Source organism: Mycolicibacterium rutilum, from assembly GCF_900108565.1.
GTDB lineage: Bacteria > Actinomycetota > Actinomycetes > Mycobacteriales > Mycobacteriaceae > Mycobacterium > Mycobacterium rutilum.
Genome location: NZ_LT629971.1, coordinates 1421786 through 1442838, shown reverse-complemented (window position 1 = coordinate 1442838; position 21053 = coordinate 1421786). Strand labels below are relative to the sequence as shown.

19 protein-coding genes and 2 tRNA genes are annotated in these 21053 nt (G+C 68.0%); 7 read left to right on the top strand and 14 right to left on the bottom strand.

Annotation, left to right across the window (positions count from 1 at the left end; translation table 11 throughout):
* Positions 1-20 precede the first annotated feature (20 nt).
* The 4 genes from BLW81_RS06910 to pknB are packed head-to-tail and all read left to right on the top strand — an operon-like array spanning position 21 to position 6134.
* A complete protein-coding gene (locus BLW81_RS06910; RefSeq protein ID WP_083406543.1) occupies positions 21-1433 on the top strand; it encodes a peptidoglycan glycosyltransferase RodA in 1413 nt (470 codons plus the stop codon).
* Positions 1430-2908: a D,D-transpeptidase PbpA gene (gene pbpA / locus BLW81_RS06905; protein ID WP_083406542.1), complete on the top strand. Its 1479-nt coding sequence runs from the start codon at positions 1430-1432 to the stop codon at positions 2906-2908. The genes BLW81_RS06910 and pbpA overlap by 4 nt, the downstream gene beginning before the upstream one ends.
* A complete protein-coding gene (locus BLW81_RS06900) occupies positions 2905-4260 on the top strand; it encodes a protein kinase domain-containing protein (protein WP_083406541.1) in 1356 nt (451 codons plus the stop codon). The genes pbpA and BLW81_RS06900 overlap by 4 nt, the downstream gene beginning before the upstream one ends.
* Positions 4257-6134 carry a Stk1 family PASTA domain-containing Ser/Thr kinase gene (pknB, locus tag BLW81_RS06895; protein WP_083406540.1) on the top strand — a complete coding sequence of 626 codons (1878 nt, stop codon included), beginning with the start codon at positions 4257-4259 and terminating at the stop codon, positions 6132-6134. Before BLW81_RS06900 ends, pknB begins: the two co-directional genes overlap by 4 nt.
* Here pknB and BLW81_RS06890 read toward each other — a convergent pair.
* On the bottom strand, positions 6112-6798 hold the full coding sequence (locus BLW81_RS06890) for an aminodeoxychorismate/anthranilate synthase component II (RefSeq protein ID WP_083406539.1): 687 nt from the start codon (positions 6796-6798) through the stop codon (positions 6112-6114). The two genes, pknB and BLW81_RS06890, sit on opposite strands and share 23 nt — an antisense overlap.
* A gap of 23 nt (positions 6799-6821) precedes the next feature.
* The gene (locus tag BLW81_RS06885; RefSeq protein WP_083410367.1) at positions 6822-7577 is read right to left on the bottom strand and encodes a DUF881 domain-containing protein; all 756 of its coding nucleotides are present in this window, start codon (positions 7575-7577) and stop codon (positions 6822-6824) included.
* A 98-nt stretch (positions 7578-7675) separates the two neighbouring features.
* On the opposite strand from BLW81_RS06885, the gene crgA reads away from it, so the two are divergent.
* The gene (gene crgA / locus BLW81_RS06880; protein ID WP_083406538.1) at positions 7676-7939 is read left to right on the top strand and encodes a cell division protein CrgA; all 264 of its coding nucleotides are present in this window, start codon (positions 7676-7678) and stop codon (positions 7937-7939) included.
* A 155-nt stretch (positions 7940-8094) separates the two neighbouring features.
* On the top strand, positions 8095-8517 hold the full coding sequence (locus tag BLW81_RS06875; protein WP_083406537.1) for a PH domain-containing protein: 423 nt from the start codon (positions 8095-8097) through the stop codon (positions 8515-8517).
* Positions 8518-8523: 6 nt separating this feature from the next.
* On the opposite strand, the gene BLW81_RS06870 is transcribed toward BLW81_RS06875, so the two are convergent.
* Positions 8524-9051 carry a peptidylprolyl isomerase gene (locus tag BLW81_RS06870; protein ID WP_083406536.1) on the bottom strand — a complete coding sequence of 176 codons (528 nt, stop codon included), beginning with the start codon at positions 9049-9051 and terminating at the stop codon, positions 8524-8526.
* A 105-nt stretch (positions 9052-9156) separates the two neighbouring features.
* Here BLW81_RS06870 and cwsA point away from each other — a divergent pair, with 105 nt between their 5' ends.
* Positions 9157-9555 carry a cell wall synthesis protein CwsA gene (cwsA, locus tag BLW81_RS06865; RefSeq protein ID WP_083406535.1) on the top strand — a complete coding sequence of 133 codons (399 nt, stop codon included), beginning with the start codon at positions 9157-9159 and terminating at the stop codon, positions 9553-9555.
* On the opposite strand, the gene BLW81_RS06860 is transcribed toward cwsA, so the two are convergent.
* The 11 genes from BLW81_RS06860 to dnaN all read right to left on the bottom strand — a co-directional run bounded on the left by BLW81_RS06860 (position 9541) and on the right by dnaN (position 20819).
* A complete protein-coding gene (locus BLW81_RS06860; RefSeq protein ID WP_235632207.1) occupies positions 9541-10320 on the bottom strand; it encodes a dienelactone hydrolase family protein in 780 nt (259 codons plus the stop codon). The genes cwsA and BLW81_RS06860 overlap by 15 nt on opposite strands.
* Positions 10321-10341: 21 nt before the next feature.
* Positions 10342-10414, bottom strand: a tRNA-Ala gene (locus tag BLW81_RS06855).
* On the bottom strand, positions 10405-10530 hold the full coding sequence (locus BLW81_RS30130; RefSeq protein ID WP_268875588.1) for a hypothetical protein: 126 nt from the start codon (positions 10528-10530) through the stop codon (positions 10405-10407). The genes BLW81_RS06855 and BLW81_RS30130 overlap by 10 nt, the downstream gene beginning before the upstream one ends.
* Positions 10531-10547: 17 nt before the next feature.
* Positions 10548-10621 (bottom strand) — tRNA-Ile (locus BLW81_RS06850).
* 77 nt (positions 10622-10698) lie between these two features.
* Positions 10699-11556, bottom strand: coding sequence for a DUF3566 domain-containing protein (locus BLW81_RS06845; protein WP_083406533.1), 858 nt, complete (start codon positions 11554-11556; stop codon positions 10699-10701).
* Positions 11557-11587: 31 nt separating this feature from the next.
* Positions 11588-14656, bottom strand: a complete 3069-nt coding sequence (gene gyrA, locus BLW81_RS06840; RefSeq protein WP_083406532.1) for an intein-containing DNA gyrase subunit A — start codon at positions 14654-14656, stop codon at positions 11588-11590.
* A 36-nt stretch (positions 14657-14692) separates the two neighbouring features.
* Positions 14693-16720 (bottom strand): DNA topoisomerase (ATP-hydrolyzing) subunit B, encoded by a 2028-nt coding sequence (gene gyrB, locus BLW81_RS06835; RefSeq protein WP_083406531.1) that lies wholly within the window; start codon positions 16718-16720, stop codon positions 14693-14695.
* Between the two features lie 234 nt (positions 16721-16954).
* Positions 16955-17536, bottom strand: a complete 582-nt coding sequence (locus BLW81_RS06830; protein WP_083406530.1) for a DUF721 family protein — start codon at positions 17534-17536, stop codon at positions 16955-16957.
* Positions 17529-18692 carry a DNA replication/repair protein RecF gene (recF, locus tag BLW81_RS06825; RefSeq protein WP_083406529.1) on the bottom strand — a complete coding sequence of 388 codons (1164 nt, stop codon included), beginning with the start codon at positions 18690-18692 and terminating at the stop codon, positions 17529-17531. Before recF ends, BLW81_RS06830 begins: the two co-directional genes overlap by 8 nt.
* A gap of 11 nt (positions 18693-18703) precedes the next feature.
* Complete coding sequence (gene gnd, locus BLW81_RS06820; RefSeq protein WP_083406528.1) at positions 18704-19597, bottom strand: phosphogluconate dehydrogenase (NAD(+)-dependent, decarboxylating); 894 nt, start codon at positions 19595-19597, stop codon at positions 18704-18706.
* A 28-nt stretch (positions 19598-19625) separates the two neighbouring features.
* Positions 19626-20819 (bottom strand): DNA polymerase III subunit beta, encoded by a 1194-nt coding sequence (gene dnaN, locus BLW81_RS06815; protein WP_173839579.1) that lies wholly within the window; start codon positions 20817-20819, stop codon positions 19626-19628.
* Positions 20820-21053 lie beyond the last annotated feature (234 nt).

Sequence of the window (21053 nt, the reverse complement as noted above, 5' to 3'; positions counted from 1 at the left end):
AGCCGAGCGAGAGCACTGGCATGACCACCCAGCCGCAGTCCGCCGTCGCCGTCACGCCGCCACTTCCCAACCGGCGCAACGCCGAACTGTTCCTGCTCGGTTTCGCCACCGGCATCACCACGCTGGCGCTGCTGCTCGTCGAGGCCAACCAGGAGCAGGGCCTGCACTGGGACCTGGCGCAGTACACCGTCGCCTATCTCGCGTTGTTCCTCGGCGCCCACCTCGCGATCCGGCGGTTCGCACCGTATGCCGATCCGCTGCTGCTGCCCGTCGTCGCGCTGCTGAACGGCTTGGGGCTGGTGATGATTCACCGTCTCGACCTCGCCTCCGGTGAGATGACGCAGGACGGGCTCGGCGGCACCGCGAATCAGCAGATGCTGTGGACACTGCTAGGCGTCATCGGTTTCTCGTTGATCGTCATCTTCCTGCGCGACCATCGGCTGCTCTCCCGCTACGGGTACGTGTGCGGCTTCACCGGCCTGATCCTGCTGGCGATTCCGGCGGTGCTGCCGCGCTCGATGTCGGAGCAGAACGGCGCGAAGATCTGGATTCAGTTGCCGGGCTTCTCTATTCAGCCCGCCGAGTTCTCCAAAATTCTGCTGCTGATCTTTTTCGCCGCGGTGCTGGTGTCCAAGCGCAACGTGTTCACCAGCGCGGGCAAGCACGTACTGGGCATGGACCTGCCGCGGCCGCGCGACCTCGCGCCGCTGCTGGCCGCGTGGATCGCCTCGATCGCGGTGATGGTGTTCGAGAAGGACCTCGGCACGTCGCTTCTGCTGTATGCGTCGTTTTTGGTGCTGGTGTACATCGCCACCGACCGGCTCAGCTGGGTGGTCATCGGCCTGGCGCTGTTCGCCGCGGGAAGCGTTGCGGCGTATTACCTTTTCGACCACGTCAGGGTGCGCGTCCAGACCTGGATGGACCCGTTCGCCGATCCGGACGGCGCCGGGTATCAGATGGTGCAGTCGCTGTTCAGTTTCGCCACCGGCGGGATCTTCGGCACCGGCCTGGGCAACGGGCAGCCCGGCACCGTGCCCGCGGCCTCGACCGACTTCATCATCGCCGCGGTCGGTGAGGAACTCGGCTTGGTCGGGCTGGCCGCGGTGCTGATGCTCTACACCATCGTCATCGTGCGCGGGCTGCGCACCGCGATCGCCGTGCGCGACAGCTTCGGCAAGCTGCTCGCCGCCGGCCTGGCGGCCACACTGGCGTTGCAGTTGTTCATCGTCGTCGGCGGCGTCACCAAGCTGATCCCGTTGACCGGGCTGACCACCCCGTGGATGTCCTACGGCGGTTCGTCGCTGCTGGCCAACTATCTGCTGCTGGCGATCCTGGTCCGGATCTCGCACGCGGCCCGCCGCCCGATCGTGACCACCCCGCAGTCGTCGACACCGATCGCTTCGGCGGGCACCGAGGTGATCGAGAAGGTATGAACACCTCACTGCGTCGCGTCGCCGTCACGGTCATGGCCCTGATCGTGCTGCTGCTGGCCAACGCCACCCTGACCCAGGTGTTCACCGCCGACGGGTTGCGTTCCGATCCGCGTAACCAGCGGGTGTTGCTCGACGAGTACTCCCGCCAGCGCGGCCAGATCTCGGCGGGCGGTCAACTGCTGGCGTACTCGGTGTCGACCAACGGCCGGTTCCGGTTCCTGCGGGTCTACCCCGAGCCGCAGGCCTACGCGCCGGTCACCGGCTTCTACTCGCTGCAGTACTCGAGCACCGGGCTCGAGCGCGCCGAGGACTCGATCCTCAACGGCTCCGACCAGCGGCTGTTCGGCCGCCGCCTCGCCGACTTCTTCACCGGTCGCGACCCGCGCGGCGGCAACGTCGACACCACGATCAAACCTCAAGTGCAACAAGCAGCTTGGGAGGCGATGGAGGACGGCTGCGACGGCCGGCCCTGTAAGGGTTCGGTGGTGGCGATCGAACCGTCGACCGGCAAGATCCTGGCGATGGTGTCGTCGCCGTCGTACGACCCGAACCTGCTGGCCACCCACGACATGGCCGCGCAGTCGGAGGCGTGGCAGCGGCTGCGCGACGACGCCGACTCGCCGCTGCTGAACCGGGCGATCTCGGAGACCTATCCCCCAGGCTCGACGTTCAAGGTGATCACCACCGCGGCGGCCCTGCAGCACGGCGCCACGCCGGACACCCAGCTCACCGCTCAGCCGCGCATCCCGCTGCCGGACAGCACCGCGACGCTGGAGAACTTCGGCGGATCCTCGTGCGGCGGCGGCCCGACCGCCCCGCTGCGGGAGGCGTTCGCCCGATCGTGCAACACCGCGTTCGTCGAACTGGGCATCGACACCGGCGCCGATGCGCTGCGCTCGACCGCCCGCTCGTTCGGCCTGGACGCGCCGGCCCCGATGATCCCGCTGCAGGTGGTGGAGTCGCGGATCGGGCCGATTCCCGACGCCGCCGCGCTGGGCATGTCGAGCATCGGGCAGAAGGACGTCGCGGTGACGCCGCTGCAGAACGCCATGGTCGCCGCGACCATCGCCAACAAAGGGGTGGCCATGCGCCCCTATCTGGTCGATAGCCTGAGGGGACCCGACCTCGCCAACATCGCCTCCACCGCTCCGCAGGAAGTGCGGCGGGCAGTGTCAGAGCAGGTCGCCGATACACTGACGGATCTGATGGTCGCCGCCGAGCAGGTGACGCAGCAGAAGGGAGCCATCGCCGGCGTGCAGATCGCATCCAAGACCGGGACAGCGGAGCACGGCACCGACCCGCGCAACACCCCTCCGCATGCCTGGTACATCGCCTTCGCTCCGGCCCAGGCGCCCAAGGTGGCGGTCGCGGTGCTGGTCGAGAACGGCGGCAACCGGCTGTCGGCCACCGGCGGGGCGCTGGCCGCCCCGATCGGGCGGGCGACGATAGCCGCGGCGCTGAGGGAGGCGCCATGACAGCCCGCGTGGGAGTGACGCTGTCGGGCCGGTACCGGCTGCAGCGGCTGATCGCCACCGGCGGCATGGGTCAGGTCTGGGAAGGCGTCGACTCACGGCTCGGGCGCCGGGTCGCGATCAAGGTGCTCAAGGCCGAGTACTCGACCGACCCCGAGTTCGTCGAACGGTTCCGCGCCGAGGCCCGCACGGTCGCCATGCTCAACCATCCCGGCATCGCCAGCGTGTACGACTACGGCGAGACCGACATGGACGGCGAGGGCCGCACCGCGTACCTGGTGATGGAACTGGTCAACGGCGAACCGCTCAACTCGGTGCTCAAGCGGACCGGCCGACTGTCGCTGCGGCACGCGCTCGACATGCTCGAGCAGACCGGCCGCGCCCTGCAGGTCGCCCACACCGCCGGCCTGGTGCACCGCGACGTCAAACCCGGCAACATCCTCATCACCCCGACCGGTCAGGTGAAGCTCACCGACTTCGGCATCGCCAAGGCCGTCGACGCCGCCCCGGTCACGCAGACCGGGATGGTGATGGGCACCGCCCAGTACATCGCTCCCGAGCAGGCGCTCGGCCACGACGCGACCGCCGCCAGCGACGTGTACTCGCTGGGAGTTGTTGGCTACGAATCGGTTTCGGGCAAGCGGCCGTTCACCGGCGACGGCGCGCTGACGGTGGCGATGAAGCACATCAAGGAGACTCCCCCGCCGCTGCCCGCGGATCTGCCGCCCAATGTGCGCGAGCTGATCGAGATCACCCTGGTCAAGAATCCGGGGATGCGCTACCGGTCGGGCGGCGCGTTCGCCGACGCGGTCGCCGCGGTGCGCTCCGGCCGGCGCCCGCCGCGACCGAACGCCGCACCGTCGATCGGCCGCGCCGCGCCCACCGCGGTGCCGTCGGCTACCCAGGCACGAGCAGCCGCGGACATGACCGGCCGCGCGCCCGCGACCGCCGCGCGACCGAGGCCGGCCACCGGCAGTCACCGTCCGCCCCCGCCGCGGCGCACGTTCTCGTCGGGTCAGCGGGCGCTGCTGTGGGCGGCGGGCGTCCTGGGTGCGCTGGCGATCATCATCGCGATCCTGATCGTGCTCAACGCGCAGGACCGTCAGGACCAGAGTCCGCAGCCGCCGACGATCACCAACACGATCACCGAGACCACCCCGTTCGAGTCGCCGGCCGCGGCGCCTGACCGTGGCCCGGGCACGACCGGCCCGCGGGCGCCCGGGGGTGATAAGGGACAATCGGGGGTAACCCCATCGCAGATGATGGCATCACCGGCAACGATGCCGGTGCTCCACTCCCCGCCGGACCGGCCGGGTGACCTGCGACTTTCGGCTTCAGAACAGACATTGTCATGACAACCCCGCAACACCTGTCCGACCGGTATGAACTGGGCGACATCCTCGGCTTCGGCGGCATGTCCGAGGTCCATCTCGCGCGCGATCTGCGGCTGCACCGCGACGTCGCGATCAAGGTGCTGCGCGCCGACCTCGCGCGCGACCCGAGCTTCTATCTGAGGTTCCGCCGCGAGGCGCAGAACGCCGCCGCGCTGAACCACCCGGCCATCGTCGCCGTGTACGACACCGGCGAGGCGGAGACGCCGACCGGGCCGCTGCCCTACATCGTGATGGAGTACGTCGAGGGCGTCACGCTACGCGACATCGTGCACAACGACGGCCCGATGGAGCCCAAGCGGGCCATCGAGGTGATCGCCGACGCATGCCAGGCGCTGAACTTCAGCCACCAGCACGGCATCATCCACCGCGACGTCAAACCCGCGAACATCATGATCAGCAAGACCGGCGCGGTGAAGGTGATGGACTTCGGCATCGCCCGCGCGCTGGCCGACGCCAACAGCGTCACCCAGACCGCCGCCGTGATCGGCACCGCGCAATACCTGTCGCCCGAGCAGGCCCGCGGCGAGAAGGTCGACGCCCGCTCCGACGTCTACTCGCTGGGCTGCGTGCTCTACGAAATCCTCACCGGCGAGCCGCCTTTCATCGGTGATTCGCCCGTGGCGGTCGCCTACCAGCATGTCCGCGAGGATCCGGTACCGCCGTCGCAGCGCAATTCGGCGATCAGTCCCGAACTCGACGCGGTGGTGCTCAAGTCGCTGGCCAAGAACCCCGACAACCGCTACCAGACGGCCGCCGAGATGCGCACCGATCTGGTGCGGGTGCACAGCGGTGAGCAGCCGGACGCGCCGAAGGTGTTCACCGACGCCGAGCGCAACTCGCTGATGTCCACCCCGCCGACGCACCAGCGCACCGAGCCGATCGAACCGGTGTCGCGGCCGCAGCCGCCCGAGTACGCCGACCGCGAGCGCCGCGGATCGGTCGGCCGCTGGCTGATCGCGGTCGCCGCGCTGGCAGTGCTGACGGTTGTGGTGACCGTCGCGATCAACATGTTCGGCAACGGCACCCGAGAGGTTCAGGTGCCCGACGTCAGCGGGCAGGCGAGGGACGATGCGATCGCCGAGCTGCAGAACCGCGGCTTCAAGACCCGCACCGAGCAGCAGACGGACTCCGCGGTGCCGGTCGGCCATGTGATCAGCACGGACCCGACCGCCGATTCGTCGGTGGACGCCGGCGAGGAGATCACGCTCAACGTCTCGGTCGGTCCGGAACAGCGCCAGATCCCCGACGTCAAGAACCTGACCTACACCGAGGCCGCGCAGCGGCTGCGGGAGGCCGGGTTCGAGAAGTTCCGGCAGTCCGCGTCGCCGTCGACTCCTGAACTGAAGGACAAGGTGATCGGCACCAACCCGCCCGCGAATCAGACCGCGGCGGTCACCAACGAGATCACGATCATCGTGGGATCAGGTCCGGACAGCAAGGTGGTGCCCGACTGCGTCGGCCTCACCGTCGACGACTGCCGACGCATCCTGACCGAGACCGGGTTCGCGAACAGTGTCGACGTGCAGGTCGACAGCATCAGGTCGGTCGGCCAGGTCGTCGGCACCAGCCCGACGGCGGGCCAGAACGTGGCGGTGGACACCGTGATCCAGATCCAGGTGTCGCGCGGCAACCAGTTCACGATGCCGGACCTGCGCGGGATGTTCTGGACCGAGGCCGAGCCCTACCTGCGCAGCCTGGGCTGGACCGGCGGGTTGATCAAGCTGCCGAACGCGCAGAACAGCGGCGTGCCGTCCAACGGCGTCGTGACTCAGGAGCCGTCGGCGGGAACGCCGGTGACCTTCGGGTCGTCGATCACGCTGAGCTTCGCGCAGTAGCCGCGGTGCGGCCCGCCTGCAGCGCGCTGGCGACCTCGTCCTCCAACTGGCGCACGAGCGACTCGGCCGGGGCCGTCCCGCAGTAGCCCAGCCAGTTGGCCAGCATGCGGTGGCCGCCCTCGGTGAGGATCGACTCGGGGTGGAACTGCACCCCGTGGATCGGCAATTCGGCGTGGCGCACACCCATGATGACGCCGCCCTCGGTGCGCGCGGTGACCTCGAGTTCGGCGGGCACCGTGTCGGGCAGGATCGTCAGCGAGTGATACCGCGTCGCGGTGAACGGATCCGGAAGGCCTTGCAGCACACCGGTATTCGAGTGGTGCACGACGCTGGTCTTGCCGTGCAGCAGCTCGGGCGCACGGTCGACGGTGCCGCCGAACGCGACCCCGATCGCCTGGTGGCCGAGGCACACGCCGAGCAGGGGAGTGGCGGCCTGCGCGCACGCCCGCACCAGCGGGATCGACGCCCCCGCCCGCTCCGGGGTGCCCGGGCCGGGGGACAGCAGCACACCGTCGAACTCGGCCGCGGCCTTGGCGATGTCGGCGTCGGTCGCCAGCCGGTCGTCGTCGTTACGCCAGACCTGCGCGTGCACCCCGAGCTGACCCAAGTACTGGACGAGGTTGAACACGAAGCTGTCGTAGTTGTCGACGACCAAAACCTGCATCAGTCCAGATTACTTGCCAGGGCTCAGTAACCGATCGGACCGGCGGGCTTGGCGAACTGCATCCGCACCGGCTGGCTGTGGCCGACAAGTTCGACCGACGACCGCGGCTCCTCGGAGTACCCCAGCCCGAACCGCACCACGTACTGCCGGTAGAGCGTCACCAGCGGCGCGGCGGCCAGGGCGGTGCGCATGGCATCGGCGTCGCCGATCGCGGTGATGACGTACGGCGGGCTGTAGGTGCGGCCGTTGAGTAGCAGGGTGTTGCCCACGCATCGCGGCGCCGACGTGCCGATGATCCGCTGATCCTGCATCTGGATGCCCTCGGCGCCCGCACTCCACAGCGCGTTGAGCACCGCGTCGATGTCCTGCTGGTGCACCACGAGGTCGTCGGGGGTCGCGTCGCGGGGGAACCGGCCCTCGGCGTCGCGCTGGGCGTCGTTGAGGGTGACGACGAGCCCCGGCCCCCGCAGCGGGTCCAGCCCCGCCTCGGCCGCCAGCCGGTCCGCGCGCCCGGTGATCGCGGCCAGCGCGGCGTCGGCGCCCGGGCTTCCGCCGTGATGGGAATCCGCCTCGGTCACCAGGGCGTCGCGCTGGGCGCTGAGGCGATCCACCGACTGCTGCGCCTCACGCACCAGGTCGACCAGCCGGGGTGCGTCGCTACGCCGGATCTCCCCGCCGCCGGAGACGGCGTGCGTGGCGGCCAGCAGCAGACCGGCCAGCAGACACACCACGGGCACGCCGAGGCGCCACCCGCCCTGTGTAAGCCGCCAGCGTCGCATCGTCTCCCCGGTTTCCGCCTGCTCGCCCGACCGCGCCGCGCCGGGCCTGCGATAGGCTCGTGCCAACATCGTCGCACCTAGTTGTCCCGAAGGTAACCATGCCCAAGTCCAAGGTCCGCAAGAAGAACGACTTCACCGCCAACGCGGTGAGCCGGACGCCCGTGAAGGTGAAGGCCGGCCCGTCGAGCATCTGGTTCGTGGCGCTGTTCATCGGTCTGATGCTGATCGGCCTGGTGTGGCTGCTGGTCTTCCAGCTGGCGTCGTCGGCCATCCCGTTCCTGCAGGACCTCGGTCCGTGGAACTACGCGATCGCGTTTGCTTTCATGATCACCGGCTTGTTGCTCACGATGCGCTGGCGCTGACCGCGCCGAGCAAAGGGATGAATTCATTCTCGTCGCTGCGCGTTACCCGGTCAGCAACCTCGCGGTAACCGGATCACACGGATGTGATTCATCCCCATTGGGGATAGCACTTGTGGATAACCCCGTTCGCAGCGGTTAAAGGGTGTGGAAAACGGATGCAGCAAACTGAGTGGAGCCCTCCCACCGGCGGCATCGTCGCGTGCGGCGTAGGCGGGATTATCTTGGCTGTCGCCGCTGTGAGCCTGATCACAGACCCTCCCGGACGTGTCCTGGCCGGCATTGCCGCGGTGGGTTTGATCTTGTTTGCAAGCCTGTCGTGGCGCGCGCGGCCGAAACTGGCAATCGGAAACGACGGCCTGGTAACCCGCGGTTGGGTGGGCACGCGGGTGCTGGCTCGCGCGGACATCAAGCTGATCCGGATCACCGAGTTCCGTCGGCTGGCCCGCAAAGTGCGGCTGCTCGAGATCGATACCGCCGACGACCGGCTGCTGGTGTTCAGCCGTTGGGATCTGGGCGCCGATCCGCTCGATGTGCTCGACGCCCTGACCGACGCCGGATACGCCGGCGCCGGTTCCTGAACGCCGCTAGGCGATCGTGATGGAGTCGACGACCACCGGGTCGGTGGGGCGGTCGCTGCGGTCGGTCTCGGTGTTGGCGATCGCGTCGACGACCTTCTGCGACTCGGGGTCGACGACCTCACCGAAGATGGTGTGCCGCCGGTTCAGGTGCGGCGTCTTGCCGACCGTGATGAAGAACTGCGAGCCGTTGGTGCCGGGTCCGGCGTTGGCCATCGCCAGCAGGTAGGGCTTGTCGAACTGAAGCTCCGGGTGGAACTCGTCCTCGAACTGGTAGCCCGGTCCGCCGCGGCCGGTGCCGGTCGGGTCGCCGCCCTGGATCATGAAGCCGGCGATGATGCGGTGGAAGACGACGCCGTCGTAGAACGGTCCGGAGGTGCCGCCCGAGGCGTTCTCGCCGCTGTAGTCCTTGGTTCCCTGTGCCAGTCCCACGAAGTTGGCGACGGTCTTGGGTGCATGGTTTCCGAAGAGTGCGATCTTGATGTCACCGCGGTTGGTGTGCAGCGTCGCGGTCGCGGTCTGAATGGGGCTCGTCACGGGTTGTCAGTGTGCCACGCCGCGTTCGGCGGCCAACGGGCACCGTGGGATTGCGGTAGGTGGCAGGCTGGGGGCGACCCCTCGGCGCGGTGAGAAAGGTGTGCGATGAGCCCGAAGACGGATGTCCGGTTGAGTCCCGGCCAGCGGTTGAGCCGTGGGCTGAAGTACACCGCGCTCGGCCCGGTCGACGTTACCCGCGGGGCGGTGGGCCTAGGCCTGAACGGCGCCCAGTCGTCGGCGTCCTGGGTGGGCGAGCGGTACCGCACCGGACGGCTCAAGGCCGAGCTGGCCAAGGAGCTGGCGGTCGCGCAGGAAGTGGTGGCGGGTCTGCCCGCGGCGGTGACCAAGGCGCGCTCGCGGCGGCGCCGGCGCCCGCTGCTGGTGGCCGCCGTCGGCGTCGTGGCGCTGGCCGGGGGAGCGGTGGCGTTCTCGATCGTGCGGCGCTCCACGCAGAAGGAGCCGTCGCCGCTACCGCCGAGTGTGGAGGTCTCACCGCGGCCGTGAGCCCGGGCGCGCGTCGTTTCGGCCCCCGAGGGCTTCCTCGAACAGGTCCAGCACCGCCCGCCATGCACGCGGAGTGTGTGTGGGGTGATACCCGACGCCGGGCACGGTGGGCTGGCTGTGGGTGGTCCCGTCGGCAGGCGACCCGTCGGGGTTCGTCGGCTGGGCCCAGAAAGCGTGCTGGGCGCCGCCGTAGACATTCAGGCGCCAATCGACCCCGGCGTCCCCAAGCGTGCGGCCGAACGTCAGGGCCTGGTCAGGGGTGCAGAGCGGGTCGTCGGAACCGGTACACAGAAGGACAGCGCCGGCCACGTTCGTCCAGTCCTCGGCGTCGACGTCCTGCAGCCCGGGATGGACGACGGCGACGGCCTTGAACGGCACCGCTGCCCGGGCGAGTTCGAGCACGATGCGTCCGCCCGCGCCATAGCCGAGAGCGGCGAGGCGGCCGGTGTCGACACCGGGCACCGCCAGCAGGACATCGAGCGCGGCACGGCCGATCGCCTGCATCCGCTCAGCGTCGGCCAGCAGCGGCATGACCCGGGCCAGCATCGCTTCCGGTCGACCTGTGAACAACTGGCCACCGTGATAGTCCATCGCCAAGGCGGCGTAACCGTGGTCGGCCAGCTCGTCGGCGCGGCGCCGCTGATAGTCGTCGAGGCCGATCCCGTCGTGTCCGATGAGCACGGCTGGCCACGGGCCCTCGCCCTGCGGCAACGCCAGGTGGGCGACCATGGTCAAGCCGTCGACGTCGTACGTGACTTCGCGCATTGCACTCATGAGACAGGTTTGTGGAGCCTAGGAGAATCGAACTCCTGACATCTACCTTGCAAAGGTAGCGCTCTACCAACTGAGCTAAGGCCCCTGGTTCGCCGACGGCGCGTCAGGCGCCACGTGCCACACCTCTGCGCCGGTGCGTGAGCGCCAGACGGCCACCGCGGCTGCCGCGGCGATCATGGCGAGCACCGCCACCAACTTCATGGTGTGAAACCTTTCCGTGGGGCTAGGAGGACTCGAACCTCCGACCTCTTCGTTATCAGCGAAGCGCTCTAACCGCCTGAGCTATAGCCCCGTTACGCCGGTACGGCCGAGCGACGAGATTACCGCAATCGTAGGCTCCCGCCCAAACCGCGCCCACCCGCCGCGACCCTAGTCCCGGTCGGCCAGCGTGACCTCCACACCGCCGACCAGGTCGGTGGACAGGTTGTAGATGAACGCCCCGATCGTCGCCATCGCCGTCAGCAGCACGATGTTGACCAATCCGATCAGCGCGGCGCCGCCGAAAATCGTTCCGCTGGAGACCAACTCGCCGCCGGCGCCACCACCGGCACTGGTCAGCAGGTCGCCGACGTTGCTGTTGAGCTTGCTCCACACGCCCATGCCACCGAGCACGAGGTACAGGAACGCGACCGCGATCATCCACACGAAGAACAACGCGACCGACAACAGCAGCGACACCTTCAGCGTGCTCCACGGGTCGACCCGGCGGATCTGCATGCTGGCCCGGACCGGCCCCTTGTGCCGGGTGCCGACCTGCACGCGGGAACCGGCCGCCGGCCTTGCGGGCTCACCGCCGGACCGCTCGGCCGGCTTACGCGGCGGCTGCTGTTGCTGCGGGCGCGGCATCGGCCCGGACAGATCGGGCAACTCGCTGGCATAAGCCTCCGAACGCGGCGCGTCCTGGCGCTCCCGCACCGGCACCTCCTCGGTCGGGGTCGCGCCGCCGCCGCCGACGAACCGGTTCAGCCTGGCGTCCACGCCGGGGGAGTGGTCGTCATCGCCGCGGGGCGCGCGCCTCGGTTCTGCGGGCCGCGGCCCGGGCTGCGCCGCACGCGCCGCCGGGCCACGCTGCCAGGGCGGCACGTCCCCGGAGTCGCCGCCGGGCCGCGGGCCCAGCGACTGGTGGTTACCGGCCGAACCGTTCGCCCCCGGCCCGTTGTTCGGGCCGTTGGCGCCGTCGGGACCCTCGCCGGCACGCGGGTATCCCGGCTCGTTCGGTGAACCCACCTACGGCTCCTTCACGTCGTCCGGTCGTCGGCTATTCGCCGACGTCGGTGTTGACCTCGTCGGTGCTGTCGCCTTCCTCCGCGTTGCGCGCAATGGCAACCAGTGTGTCGCCCTCACCGAGGTTCATCAACCGAACGCCCTTGGTTTGCCGCCCGGCCTTGCGGACCTGGCGTGCGGCCGTCCGGATGACACCGCCACCCGAGGTGATCGCGTACAGCTCTGTGTCGTCATCGACGATCAACGCACCCACAAGACTGCCACGGCGTTTGTCGAATTGGACCGTCAGGACCCCTTTGCCGCCGCGACCCTGCACCGGGTACTCGTCGATCGCGGTGCGCTTGGCGTAGCCGCCGGCCGTCGCGACCAGCAGGTACGTGTCCGGGCGCACCACGTTCAGCGACAGCAGGGCGTCGTCGGTGTTGAACCGCATGCCCTGCACACCGGAGGTGGCGCGACCCATCGGCCGCAGCGCCTCGTCGGTTGCCGAGAACCGGATCGACTGGCCCTTGGCCGACACCAGCAGCAGGTCGTCGTCGGCCGAGCACAGCACGGCGCCGACCAGTTCGTCGCCGTCGCGCAGGTTGACCGCGACGATGCCGCCGGAGCGGTTGGAGTCGAAGTCGACCAGCCGGGACTTCTTGACCAGCCCGTTGCGGGTGGCCAGCACCAGATACGGCGCGTCCTCGTAACCCTGGATCTGGATGACCTGCGCGATGCGCTCCTCGGGCTGGAAGGCCAGCAGGTTGGCCACGTGCTGACCGCGCGCCGTGCGGGACGCCTCGGGCAGGTCGTAGGCCTTCGCGCGGTAGACCCGGCCCTGCGTGGTGAAGAACAGGATCCAGTCGTGCGTCGAGCAGACGAAGAAGTGGTTGACGATGTCGTCCTGCTTGAGCCCGGCGCCCTGCACGCCCTTGCCGCCGCGCTTCTGGCTGCGGTACAGGTCGGTCTTGGTGCGCTTGGCGTAGCCGGTCTCGGTGATCGTGACGACGACGTCCTCGCGGGCGATCAAATCCTCGTCGGCGACGTCGCCGTCGGCCGGGATGATCCGGGTGCGACGGTCGTCGCCGTACTTGTCGACGATCTCCTTGAGCTCGTCGCGCACGATCGCACGCTGCCGCTCGGGCTTGGCCAGGATGTCCTCGAGGTCGGCGATCTCGGCCTCGATCTTGGCCAGATCGTCGACGATGCGCTGCCGTTCCAGGGCGGCCAGGCGGCGCAACTGCATGTCGAGAATGGCCTGGGCCTGGATCTCGTCGATGTCGAGCAACTCGATCAGGCCCTGGCGGGCGATGTCGACGGTCTCCGACGCTCGGATCAACGCGATCACCTCGTCGAGCGCGTCGAGCGCCTTGACCAGACCGCGCAGGATGTGGGCCCGTTCATTGGCCTTGCGCAACCGATACCTGGTGCGCCGGACGATCACGTCGAGCTGATGGTTGACGTAGTGGCGGATCAGCTGGTCCAGGCGCAGCGTGCGCGGCACGCCGTCGACGATGGCCAGCATGTTGGCGCCGAAACTGGTCTGCAGCTGGGTGTGCTTGTAGAGGTTGTTCAGCACCACCTTGGCGACGGCATCGCGCTTGAGCTCCACCACGATTCGCAGCCCGACGCGGTCGCTGGACTGGTCCTCGATGTTGGAGATGCCGGCCAGCTTGCCGTCGCGGACCTGCTCGGCGATCGAGGTGATGAAGTTGTCGTGGTTGACCTGATACGGCAGCTCGGTGATGACGATGCCGGTGCGGCCGCGGCTGTCTTCTTCGATCTCCACGACACCGCGCATGCGGATCGACCCGCGCCCGGTCTTGTAGGTGTCCTCGATGCCCTGCGAACCGACGATCAGACCGCTGGTCGGGAAGTCGGGACCCTTGACCCGTTCGGTCATCGCGGCCAACGTGGCTTCCTCGTCGGCGTCATGGTTCTCCAGGCACCAGTACACCGCGTCGGCGAGCTCGCGCAGGTTGTGCGGCGGGATGTTGGTCGCCATACCGACCGCGATGCCACCCGAACCGTTGGCGAGCAGGTTCGGGAACCGGCTCGGCAGAACCGTCGGCTCCTGCACCCGGCCGTCGTAGTTCGGGACGAAATCGACTGTCTCCTCGTCGATTTCGCGCAGCATCTCCATCGCCAACGGAGTCAGCCGCGCCTCGGTGTTGTGGCTGACGAATCCGTTCGTAATGAAGGAGTGGTCGGCGGTATCGACTCGGAGGCTATAGACGGGTTGCACACCAGCGTCGGTCACCGAAGCGACGCGCGCGTAGGAGAACCGGCCATCGGTCAGCTCAGCCACAATGGCGTCGGCGTCCGGATCCTCGCGGTACGCGTCGCTGAACCCCGCGAGACTACGGTTTATGACGGAATATCGCTGATTCTCATCAGAAACCGTAGTCTCGGTGCGCATCACCGCGATATCGCCGGGACGGATCTCCTCGATCAGCTTCCACAACAGCGTCGGCACGCCGCCGACGTCCACTAGGCACAGCAACGGGTGGTTGGCGGTACCGGTGACCTCATGGCCCTCATCGGTGCGCACCGTCCACGTCGGGTGTTCACCTGAGTGGAACAGCCGGTCAGCCACGACGGGAAGGCCGTGCCGGTCAAGCACCTTGAGGTCAATGACGTTGTCGCTGTTAGGTCGAGCACCCGGTACCACATCGCTGATGCGAATCGTACGGCCTTCGGGCAGCGCTACCAACGCGTCTCCTGTAACGCAATACCTCATGGCAGCCGGTGGGTCGTTGCCCGGCGAGCCGAAGTTGCCCTGCCCGTCGACCAGCGGGTAGCGCAGCGACCACGGCTGGGCCATCCGGACCAGGGTGTCGTAGATCGATGCGTCGCCGTGCGGGTGATAGTTACCCATCGTTTCGGCAACGGAGCGAGCGGATTTCGCGTGGCTGCGGTCGGGCCGGAAGCCCGAGTCGAACATCGCGTAGAGCACGCGGCGGTGCACCGGCTTGAGGCCGTCGCGCACCTCCGGCAGGGCGCGCCCCACGATCACGCTCATCGCGTAGTCGATGTAGCTGCGCTGCATCTCCTGCTGGATGTCGACAGGTTCGATGCGGTCGCCCGCTTCGTCGCCGGGCGGCAACGTGGTATCAGTCATCGGTAATCAGCCTTCGGCATCTATGGGCGAATGGGATCAAACGTCGAGGAAGCGGACGTCTTTGGCGTTTCGGGTGATGAAGCTGCGGCGGGCTTCGACGTCTTCGCCCATCAGGATGGAGAACAACTCGTCGGCGGCGGCGGCGTCGTCGAGGGTGACCTGGCGCAGCACCCGCACCGAGGGATCCATCGTGGTCTCCCACAGCTCCTTGGCGTCCATCTCGCCCAGACCCTTGTAGCGCTGGATACCGTCGTCGGTGTTGATCTTCTTACCCGCGGCGCGCCCGGCTTCGAGCAACCCGTCGCGTTCGCGGTCGGAATACGCGAATTCGGGGGCGCTGCGCTGCCACTTGAGTTTGTACAGCGGAGGTTGGGCCAAGAAGATGTGCCCGTTTTCGACAAGGGGTTTCATGAACCGGAACAACAGCGTCAACAGTAGCGTGGAGATGTGCTGGCCGTCGACATCAGCATCGGCCATCAACACGATCTTGTGATAACGCAGCTTGGAGATGTCGAACTCGTCGTGGATGCCGGTGCCCAGCGCGGTGATGATCGCCTGGACCTCGGTGTTCTTGAGCACCCGGTCGATGCGGGCCTTTTCGACGTTGATGATCTTGCCGCGCAACGGCAGGATCGCCTGAAACATCGAATCGCGCCCGCTCTTGGCCGAACCGCCGGCCGAATCACCCTCGACCACATACAGTTCGGACTTGCTGGGATCCGTCGACCGGCAATCAGCCAACTTACCCGGCAACCCACCGATATCGGTGGCACTCTTACGCCGCACCAGATCCCGCGCCTTACGCGCCGCCGCCCGCGCCTGAGCCGACGAGACCGCCTTGTTCACAACGGTTTTGGCTTCCGCCGGATTCGCCTCGAGCCAGTGGCTGATCTGCTCGTTGCAGATCCGCTGGACGAACGACTTGACCTCTGTGTTGCCGAGTTTGGTCTTGGTCTGGCCCTCGAACTGCGGCTGGGACACCTTGACCGAGATGACGGCGGCCAGGCCTTCGCGGATGTCTTCGCCGGTGAGGTTCGGATCCTTGTCCTTGAGTAGCTTCTTGTCCTTGGCGTACTTGTTGACCACCGAGGTCAACGCCGCGCGAAAACCCTCTTCGTGGGTGCCGCCCTCATGAGTGTTGATCGTGTTGGCGAACGTGTGCACCGACTCGGAGTAACCGGCGTTCCACTGCATGGCGATCTCGACCTCGTGGCCGTCGCCCTTGCCGTCGAAGTCGATGATGCTCGGGTGGATCGGCGTCTTGGTCCGGTTGATGTGCTTGACGAAGTCGACCAGCCCGCCGGGGTAGTGGAAGACGCGGTGCTTGAGCTTCTGCGGCGCGGCGGCCTCGGCAGCCTTCTCGTCGGCCGACTTCGGCGCCTCGGCCGTATCGCTGACCACGTCGTCGACGACCTCGTCGGGAGTCACCCGCTCATCGGTCAGCTCGATGGTCAGGCCCTTGTTGAGGAACGCCATCTCCTGCAGCCGGCGCGCGATGGTCTCGAAGTCGTAGTTCGTGGTCTCGAAGACGTCCGGATCGGCCCAGAACCGGATCGTCGTGCCGGTCTCCTTGGTCTTCTCGCCCTGCTTGAGCGTGCCGGGTACCGAGCGGTCGTAGGTCTGGAACCACTCGTAGCCGTCGGTGCGGATGTCGGCTTCGAGCCGGGTGGACAGCGCGTTGACCACGGAGACGCCGACGCCGTGCAGACCACCCGATACCTGGTAGGCGCCCTCTTCGAACTTGCCGCCCGCGTGCAGCACGGTCATCACGACGTCGACGGTCGGGATGCCGGTGGCATGCATGGCGACGGGGATGCCGCGGCCGTCGTCGGTGACCTGGACGCCACCGTCCTGCAGGATCCTGACCTCTACCTTGGTGGCGAAGCCGGCCATCGCCTCATCGACGGCGTTGTCGACGACTTCCCAGATCAGGTGGTGCAGACCACGCTCACCGGTCGAACCGATGTACATGCCCGGCCGCTTGCGGACCGCTTCGAGGCCTTCGAGGACCTTGATCGAGTCGGCGCCGTACTGGCTCGGGGCATTCTTCTTCTGGGCAGCCACGTTGGACGCGTCTCCTTGGTCTCTTGCCGGGGAAGGCTTGCCAGGCGTTCAACAGCCGCCTGCGGATCTTGTCACCAGTCTACCGTTTCCAAGCGACAGGACCGATTCTGAGGCCGCGTTTCTGCACACCTATTTGCGTCGCCTGGGGAATTTCTCGATCCGAGGTGCGTCAAGACGCTTGAGAGCTACGATCGCGGCGTTCTCAGGCCTTTGAGGCAACCGGCCGATAGGGCCTCAGCCATATGTGTCGCGGGGCCCTCGACCGGAGACGTGATAGCGGCCTTTTCGCCACGACGGCGCCACCGGTCCGACGATACGCAGCGACTTGACCACGCCGTCGCCCACGGCGTCGGCGATCTTGGCCAGCACCTGCGACTGCACCATCCGCAGCTGGGTCGCCCACGCGGTCGACTCCGCCGAGATGGTCAGGACCCCGTCGTTGAGCGAGGTCGGAGTGGCGTGATCAGCGATACCCTCTCCGACAACACTGGCCCACCGTCCGAACACTGCGCCCTCGGCGACGCGTCCCGACCACCCGCGGTGGCGGGCCAGTTCACTGGCCGCCGATCCCAGCGGTTGCGGGTCCCGCGCGTCCGGTCCGGGCCCCGACCAGCGGCGCCGACTCGCGCCGGCGATCCGGCGCGGCGCGCGCTGACGACCGCGGCCGACGTCCTTACCCTGGCTGCGAGCCGCCCCGCGCGCCTCTTCCAAGGTCCGGCGCACCAAATCCATTCCGGCCAGATGAGCCAGGTGAGCGGGCGGGCCCATTTCGTCACGGTCGGAAACTCCGCCCTGGTCTTCGGGTGGTTCACTCATCGTCGATCACCGAGATCCGCCCCGCATCCTCGTCCCGCATCGTCACCCCGATCCTGCCCGCATCCCATTCCGCCGGGATGTCTTCGGGCACCGCGGCGGTGACGAGCACCTGCTCCGCGGACGCGGCCACATTGGCCAACGCCTGCCGGCGCGCGGTGTCGAGTTCGGCGAACACGTCGTCGAGCAGCAGCACGGGATCCCCACCGTCGGCGCGCAGCAGTTGGTAGGCCGCCAACCGCAGCGACAGCGCCATCGACCACGATTCCCCGTGGCTGGCAAACCCTTTCGCCAGCTGGTCACCGAGCCGCAGTTCGAGGTCGTCGCGGTGCGGACCGACCAGACACACGCCGCGTTCCAGTTCGGCGTCGCGACGGCGGGCCAGCGCGTCGAGCAGCGCGGCCTCGAACAGTTCGGGGTCGGCGGTGCCGCTTGCGGCCTCCTGTTCGACGAGCTCGACGCCGCTGCGGTACCGGATGCCGGCCGGCCGCGAGGTCGGCGCCAGCAGTTGGTAGGCCTTCTCGACCTCGGGCGCCAGTTGGTTGGTCAACTCCACGCGGGCCGCGATCAGCCGGGCGCCGTTGGCGGCCAAGTGTCCATCCCACACATCGAGGGTGTCGAAAACCGAACGGTCACCGCGGAATCGGGCACCCGAGGCCGTTTTGAGCAGTGCGGTCCGTTGCCGCAGCACCTTGTCATAGTCGGCGCGGATCGCGGCCACCTGCGGCCGGCGGATGGTGGCGAGGTCGTCGAGGTAGCGGCGGCGTTCACCCGGGTCGCCGCGGACCAGCGCCAGATCTTCGGGGGCGAACAGCACCGCCCGCAGGGCGCCGAGGATCTCGCGGGCGCTGCGCACGGGGGAGCGGTTCAGTCGTGCCTTGTTCGCCCGGCCGGCGGTGATCTCCAGATCGACGGCGAGCTCACGACCCTCGTTGACGACGATCGTCGACACCACGGCGCGTTCGGCGCCGGTCCGGATCAGCGGGGCGTCGGTGGCCACCCGATGAGAACCGAGCGTCGACGAATACCACAGCGCCTCAACGATATTGGTCTTGCCGAAGCCGTTGCGGCCGACGAACACGGTGCGGCCCGGTTCGAGATCCAACTCGACCCGGGGCCAGGATCGGAAGTCGGTCAGCGCCAGCCGGCGGACGTACACGCGCTCGGCACCTACCCCGACTCACTGATCCGCTTGACCGCGTGCCCACCGAACTGGTTGCGCAGCGCCGAGACGGCCTTCATCGCCGGCGAGTCCTCCTGCCGCGACGCGAACCGGGCGAACAGCGACGCGGCGATCACCGGCATCGGGACGCGATGGGCGATCGCCTCCTCCACCGTCCACCGGCCCTCGCCGGAATCCTCGGTGTAGCCGCTGATTTCGACGAATTTCGGGTCTTCCTTGAGCGCCTTGGCGAGCAGTTGCTGCAGCCAGGACCGCACGACGGTGCCGTTAGTCCAGGCCTGGATGACGGCCTGGGTGTCGGTGATCAGCTCCTCGGCCGCGAGCAGCTCATACCCTTCGGCGTAAGCCATCATCAAGCCGTATTCGATCCCGTTGTGCACCATCTTCGCGTAGTGCCCGGCGCCGACCGGGCCGGCATGCACGAAGCCGTCTTCGCGGGGCCCCGGCGGCCGCAGCGTGTCGAAGATCGGCATCACTCGTTCGATGTCGGCGGCGTCACCACCGACCATCAATCCGTAGCCCTCGTCGAGACCCCAGACGCCGCCAGACACCCCGGCGTCGATGAACTTGATTCCCTTGGCGCCCAACAGTTCTGCGTGTGGCGCGTCCTCGGTGTAGCGGGAGTTGCCGCCGTCGATGACCAAGTCGCCTTCGCTGAGCACCTCGGCGAGTTCGGTGATCGTGTCGTGGGTGATGTGGCCCGACGGCACCATCACCCACACCACCCGCGGTGCGTCGAGGGCCGACGCCAACGCCGCCAGGGTCGGCACATCGGTCACTTCCGGCCGCGGGTCATATCCGACGACTTCATGCCCGCCCTGCCGGAGGCGCTCGCGCATGTTGAAGCCCATCTTGCCCAGGCCGACCAGACCGAGTTGCATGTGCGCCCCTTTCGTGGCGTCGGGCCGGTCAGCCGGGGAGCCGCACCGGCATCAGCAGGTAGACGTAGTCGGTCTGCGCGGCCGGGAACGGCCCGGTGGTGCCGACCTCTCCATCATCCTCGCCCGCCGGGCGGAGCACCGCAGGGCGGCTGGGTGTGGTGAACCCGAACGTCACCCGCTCCGAATGCAGCGAGCTGAGCCCGTCGGTCAGGTAGTTCGGGTTGAACGCGATGGTCAGCGGATCCCCGACGAACGAAACCTGCAGGTCCTCCTCGGCGCGACCGACGTCGTCGGCGCCGGCCGACAGCCGCAGCACATCGTCGGCGAACTCCATGCGCACCTGGGCGCCGCGGTCGGCGACCAGCGCGACACGTTTGATCGCCTCGGTCAGCTCGGCGACGCCGATGGTCGCCATCGCGGTGTGCTCGGTCGGCAGCAGCTGCCGGAACTTCGGGAACTCCGCGTCCAGCAGTCGCGTGGTGCTGCGCTTACCGCCGCTGCTGATACCGAGCAGACCTTCCTTGCCCACGGCGGACCCGGCACCCAGCGACAGATGGACGTCGCCGCCGTCGGCTCCCGCCTTGGCGGCCTCCGACATCGTCTTGGCCGGCACCAGCACCGCGGCCTCCACATCGGCGCTCGCGGTGGACCAGGTCAACTCGCGGACCGCCAGCCGGAACCGGTCGGTGGCCGCCAAAACGACCTTCTCCCCGGTGATTTCGACGCGGATACCCGTCAGCATCGGCAGCGTGTCGTCGCGCCCGGCGGCGATCGCGACCTGCCCGATCGCCTCGGAGAACACGTCGGCGGAGATCACGCCGGTCTCTTCGGGCAGCGTCGGCAGCGTCGGGTAGTCCTCGACGGCCATGGTCGGCAGCGAGAATCGCGAACTACCGCAGGTCAGCGACACCCGGGTGCCCTCGACGGTGACGTCGATCGGCTTGGCCGGCAACGCCTTGGTGATGTCGGACAGCAGCCGCCCGGACACCAAAACGCTGCCCGGCGAGGCGATCTCGGCGGGGACCTGGACTTCGGCGGAGACCTCGTAGTCGAACCCCGAAATCGTCAGGCCGTCGTCGGAGCCGGTGAGCAGGACGCCGGCCAGCACCGGAACGGTCGGGCGGGTGGGCAAATTGCGCGCCACCCACGCCACGGCGTCGGCGAAGTCCTCTCGTACCAGGCGGAACTTCAGATCGGTGACACCAACTGTTGTCGTCGCCACGTCCATAGAGTCCCTTCGATCAATACCACAACAAGCAATAACCAGCGGTTTCCCGGTGTCTCGTCGCGCTCCGGATCGAGGCGCCCCGACGACCGTAACGGCTGTCGATGAATCACCGTAGAGCTTTCCGTCCCAACTTGAAAGCTAATCGATCGGGGTGACATCCGTGCGACCGGACCGGTCGAGTCGGCCGAGTTTCCGTGTGTCCCCAAGGTGCTTCTTCGAAGAGAGATC